At 43.1% G+C, this 5,465-nt stretch carries 4 protein-coding genes and 1 pseudogene; 4 read left to right on the top strand and 1 reads right to left on the bottom strand.

Going from position 1 to position 5,465, the window contains the following annotated elements; translation table 11 throughout:
• Positions 1-175 precede the first annotated feature (175 nt).
• Together O9332_RS07340 and O9332_RS07335 are read left to right on the top strand one after the other, a co-directional pair.
• Positions 176-460: a hypothetical protein gene (locus tag O9332_RS07340; RefSeq protein WP_149988462.1), complete on the top strand. Its 285-nt coding sequence runs from the start codon at positions 176-178 to the stop codon at positions 458-460.
• On the top strand, positions 457-780 hold the full coding sequence (locus O9332_RS07335) for a hypothetical protein (RefSeq protein ID WP_288024591.1): 324 nt from the start codon (positions 457-459) through the stop codon (positions 778-780). The genes O9332_RS07340 and O9332_RS07335 overlap by 4 nt, the downstream gene beginning before the upstream one ends.
• A gap of 205 nt (positions 781-985) precedes the next feature.
• On the opposite strand, the gene O9332_RS07330 is transcribed toward O9332_RS07335, so the two are convergent.
• A complete protein-coding gene (locus O9332_RS07330; protein ID WP_288024588.1) occupies positions 986-1,753 on the bottom strand; it encodes an ABC transporter ATP-binding protein in 768 nt (255 codons plus the stop codon).
• 211 nt (positions 1,754-1,964) lie between these two features.
• Between O9332_RS07330 and O9332_RS07325 the strand changes: the two genes are divergently transcribed.
• Together O9332_RS07325 and O9332_RS07320 are read left to right on the top strand one after the other, a co-directional pair.
• Positions 1,965-3,041, top strand: a complete 1,077-nt coding sequence (locus tag O9332_RS07325) for an AI-2E family transporter (RefSeq protein WP_288024586.1) — start codon at positions 1,965-1,967, stop codon at positions 3,039-3,041.
• A 939-nt stretch (positions 3,042-3,980) separates the two neighbouring features.
• Positions 3,981-5,465 (top strand): annotated as a pseudogene (locus tag O9332_RS07320) (hypothetical protein); the annotation flags it as partial.

Raw genomic sequence — 5,465 nt, 5'->3', positions numbered from 1 at the left:
ATGGGAGTGATCAGGGGGAAATTCAGGTACTTTTTCCCTGAAAATTAGGTAATTGACCCCCTCAAAATCGGTAAAACCCCACACCCCACACCCTACACCCTACACCCTGCTTCTAGGAAAAACTTTTTCAGCAGACCCTAGTTAAAGACACGATAAATTGATTCAAGTCAAGCCCATGCCACTAACTCTTAATTTAACATCGGAAATCGAACAATATCTCAGCCAAAAAGCGACGGAGAAAGGTCTTTCTCTAGAAGATTATGTCCTCAAGCTACTTAAAGATACTATTTTAGAACAAGAAAAACAGACCAAACTGGTTAATTTACTTCAATCTTGGATTGATGAAGAAGATGAACAAGAACAACAAGAAACCGGTGAATATTTAATCGAAGCACTCGATCAAGATCGTTTATCTGAGCGTCCTTTATTTCCGGCTGAATTAAAGGGAGTAACTTGGTGAATAGAGTAGTTTTATTAGATACGGGAATTATCGGTTTAATTACTAATCCTAAGCGAGCGCCTGAAAGTCTAGCTTGTAATTGTTGGCTACAAACACTAATTAAAGCAGGTATTAGGGTTATTCTTCCAGAAATTGCTGATTATGAGGTGCGTCGAGAGTTGTTACGCACTAACAAGATTAAAGGAATTAAGCGACTGGATGAGTTAGCATGGGTTACGCTACCGCTAACCCATCCTACAAATAATTGTGCGTCCCTACTTATGACAAAATATCGATCGGGAGAAACTTTAACCCTTTTTTTGACTATCTCTGGTAATTAAATAATCATTGTTAAGTAGCTGGTTATAATTAAATTAAAAATGGATTTTAGGTTCGATCCCCCCTCAGTCCTAGAGTTGATTCATAGTAGGGTTGATTCATGAATCAACCCTACCCTTAGTCCCCCTTGATAAGGGTGGTGTCTGATAATTTTTAACGCCTACCTACTTATCTCCCATTAACCTGAAGAGGAATTATCTAAAATCCTTATTCATCCCCTAAATAAGCTTCAATCACCGCGCGATTCTCCCTGACTGTAGCTGGATCTCCCAAAGCGATTAACTTACCGAAATCTAACACGGCAATGCGATCGCATAATCCCATCACTAAAGGCACATGATGTTCGATTAACAGGACGGTTAGAGCTAAATTATCGCGAATTTGTCGAATTAGCTGACTTAATGACCCCTTTTCGCTGGGATTCATCCCGGCTGCTGGTTCATCCAGGAGTAATAACTGGGGTTGCAAAGCTAAAGCGCGGGCAATTTCCAAGCGTCTTTGATCACCATAGGCTAAATTACGGGCTTTTCGATTGCTTTGGTCGGTTAGTCCGACTAAATCTAATAATTCCCCCGCTCTTTTATAGGTTTTTTCCTCCTCCCTTCTCGAAGCTGGTAAACCCAAAATTCCTGTCCAGAGATTGGAGCTATTATGAATGTGACCAGCGATCGCAACATTTTCTAAAGCCGATAATTCACCAAATAAGCGCAAATTCTGGAAAGTACGGGCAATTCCTGCCTTAGCGATCTGGTGAGGACGATAATTCGCCAGACTGTCGCCTTGATAAATTAAATCACCACTGGATAGGGGAATTAAACCGGTGATCAGATTAAATAAAGTCGTTTTTCCCGCCCCATTCGGTCCAATTAAGCCAAAAATCTCGTTTTTTTGTACCTGAAAGCCAACGCCATCCACAGCGACTAATCCCCCAAATCGACGGGTGGCTCCCCGCACTTCTAATAAATTTGCTTGCATCCTTGTTAATAGATTAAATTAGTCGATTTTACTCGATCAAGACGATTGGAAGTAAAGATTTATCGGGCAATTATTTTGATTAGGAAATATTTTACACAATCCCCACCAGATAAGCAAGACGGCTGACCACTACCAGCGAATCACTACCGATAACGAAAAACTGCCATAATTGCAGCAATGTCCTCATCTAGCCAAAAGGCGATCGCTATTGATGAAAAATGACGCTAAAATTATCGATCTCGTCATCCGGCTGTTTTTTCTCGGCCTGTTGTTATTTGCCGGTTTTACCCTACTGCGTCCCTTCCTAACCATGATCCTCTGGGGAGCAATTCTAGCGATCGCTTGGTATCCGCTCTTTCTCTGGTTAAAAAAGTTACTCGCGGGCCGGGCGAAACTGGCCACAGTTCTCCTCACCCTACTTTGTCTAGGGATTATTATCGGTCCGGTGAGTGGTATTGCAGCGGTTCTGGCCGGTAATCTGCGAACGCTGGCGGAATATATCGATACTGGTGCGGCGGTGATTCCCCCTCCCCCCGCCGATGTGGCCACCTGGCCGCTGATCGGCGAAAGGATTGCCAGTCTCTGGCAGCAGGCATCGGATAACACGGGTCAATTTCTTCAACGCTTCGAGCCACAATTAAAAGAACTGGGGAAAATCTCCCTTTCTCTGGCCACCAGTACTGGTCTGACGGTGCTGAAATTTATCGCCTCGATTCTGATTGCGGCAGCCCTCACCCTCTCGGCTAAAAATCTGACTCGCCCGATGAACCGGTTAGCGGAAAAGATCGCCCCGGGTAGAGGCATCGCGCTGGCCAGTCTAACCGCCTCCACCGTCCGCAATGTTAGCCGTGGTGTTATTGGCGTTGCTATTATCCAGAGTCTTTTGATCGGCATCGGTTTAGTGACGGTGGGAACCCCTGCAGCCGGTTTATTAACTTTCCTCACCCTAATTTTGGGCATTCTCCAAATTGGCCCTGGTTTGATTGTCTTGGGGGCGCTCATTCACGCTTGGGTAACACTACCCCATTCCATCGCCCTCTTGTTTACCATCTGGATGATTCCCGCCACCTTGGTGGATAATTTCCTCAAACCGATCTTAATGGGGCGCGGCCTGCCCATTCCCATGGTGGTGATTCTGCTAGGGGTGTTCGGGGGAGTGATCGCCTACGGGATTATTGGTTTGTTCGTCGGACCGGTTCTGCTCGGTCTCTGCTACGAGTTAGTTAGGGCTTGGATTGGCGAGGATAGCCCCGAATCGGTGGCCAATAGCCATGATCAGCCAATCTAAGGGCGGATAGAGCTAATTTTTACCTTAATCTTTCCAGGAAACTTAGGAAAAAAAGATTAATTTAACCCGAGTTCGGTTTAAGCAGATTGAGGTAAAAGCCAGTACATCTAAAGGGAAGGTTTCTTCGGTTAGTGACAGTAAGCAATCAAACCGCAGAAACCAGACTGAAGTGAGGAGAAGGTTTGATTTAAGCAATAGGTATTGATTTGAATGTGGCGGCTGATTTATTGTAAGAAGATAAAGGTGTATATTTGGCTGGTAATTAATAAAAAAATAAATAAAATTACTGATTTATATTTAAAAAATATAAATCGCAAATCAGTTAAAAAACTATAAAAAATTTTACCAGTTATTAAACAAAAAATTACTTTTTATCTCCAAATATTACCCATTTATTGTCTCTGATAAACCTAGTATATTTATTAGTGCTTATTTATACAACTCTTGCTAGGCAAGGTTTTAAAGACTATATTTTAGAAAATTATTTCTATTCTTCTCCCTTACACACGGAAACAATAAGAGGCGATTTATCCACTTAATTATCTTTTCTATAATTGGGCTACAGTTTTTGGAAAATAGTCTTAGTATTTACTCTGTTGATTGAGAAACCCTGACCTAGTAAGCTAGGACGCATTTACGCAATGAATTTTAACTGCGTCTCAAGAAGTAATTTAAATGCACGGGCAGCTTAATACTTCCACGTTTTTTAATTCTCAATAATACTGTTCTTATTGCTGTTACTCATCAGGCTCTTGGATAAATTTAAGAAAAAATTTATTTTTTTGTTAAACTTGTCTATTTATAATCATAAGTATATGAGAGATTTAGCCCCAGGGCAGAAAAGTTGGGCTAGTCCTTTTCCCTAACCATAAACAGAAACAATTCAACAAACTTAAGTAATTAACCGATTAATTTTCGGACAATTAGGTAGGTAAAGTCATGAAGACAACACAAGTAAGTTCTGATTTATCTAGTACAAATATGACATCTCCAGCAGATTCTTTGAGTTTTGACGGAGCCTCCCCAATCACCTTTGATTTAACAGGTTCCGACAATTTAACTGTATCGAAGGAAACTTCTCCCTTAGCAGTCCTCAACTTTAACCCCTCCCCGTCTACAGTCTCCTCTGAGGCCCCCACGGTTCCAGTCTCCCCTGCTGCTACGAGTCAAGTGGACTTTCCCGCTATCCAAACCCTTCCCTCTCCATTGAAGACAGAGGGGAAGCTATTACAGAATACTGGGGAAAGCGTTGACGACCCTTTTCACGATATGGGTATGACGAAGACAGGAAGTAGCGCTCTGGGGGAAATGCTAACGTCCTCCAAGGTGGGGGGATTTTTGCCGAAAGCTTCTCTTTTTCTAGATCCCAATCCCAGTCGTTTTCGGGTTGGATTACCGACCAATTTCCTGACATCAACGGGACAAGTTAATTTTCCTACAAGCAATACTGTTATCAATGTTAATTACACAGGATTTACCCCAGCAGCGCAAACGGCCTTTCAGTTTGCTGTAGATATTTGGGAGAGTTTACTGGATTCCTCTGTACCGATTAATGTCAATGCTTCCTTTGCTAATTTAGGTTCTGGTATTCTGGGGCAGGCTGGGCCAGAGGCCTATGCCAGAGATTTTTCTGGACTACCTCAAACGAATACCTGGTATCCTATTGCACTAGCAAATTCCTTAGCAGGACAAGATTTAGCTCCGACAGCAAGTGATATTGGATCCCAGTTCAACAGTAACTTTAACTGGTATTACGGGTTAGACAACAACGTACCCACCAATCAAATTAGTTTTGTCAGTGTTGTTCTGCATGAACTAGGTCATGGTTTAGGTTTCTTGGGTTGGATGGACAATCAATCTGGCTCAGGCTCGTGGGGATTCGGCACAGGGTTTCCAGGAATCTATGATCGTTTTACCGAGAATGGTTCTGGACAAAGTTTGTTGAATACGTCCCTATTTCCTAATCCTTCTACTGCTTTGGGCAGTCAGCTTACCAGTAACAACATTTTCTTTGATGGGTCTAATGCCAATGCGGCTAATGGCGGAAACCGAGTCAAGCTCTACGCCCCAAGCACTTGGAGTGGTGGATCAAGTTACTCTCACTTGGATGAAGTATTTAACAATACTCCCAACGCTCTCATGACCTATTCTATTGGTTTTGGGGAAAGTATCCTTAACCCTGGCCCTGTAACCTTGGGGTTGTTTAAAGACATGGGATGGAAGTTAGCGGGGTCTAGCACGAATCCCACCTTGGCGATCGCGGCGACCAATGCCAACCAAACGGAAGGGAATAGTGGCAGCAAAGCCTTTACCTTTACCGTTACTCGTGCGGTCAATACCACAGGGGCCAATAACGTCAACTGGGCAGTAACAGGCTCAGGAACCAGTGCAGCTAATGCCACTGATTTTGTGGGGGGAGTCTTA

It is taken from the genome of Microcystis sp. LE19-10.1B (assembly GCF_027530565.1).
Lineage (GTDB): Bacteria > Cyanobacteriota > Cyanobacteriia > Cyanobacteriales > Microcystaceae > Microcystis > Microcystis aeruginosa.
Note: the sequence above shows the minus strand (reverse complement) of the source record. Positions and strands in the feature narration are given on the sequence as shown.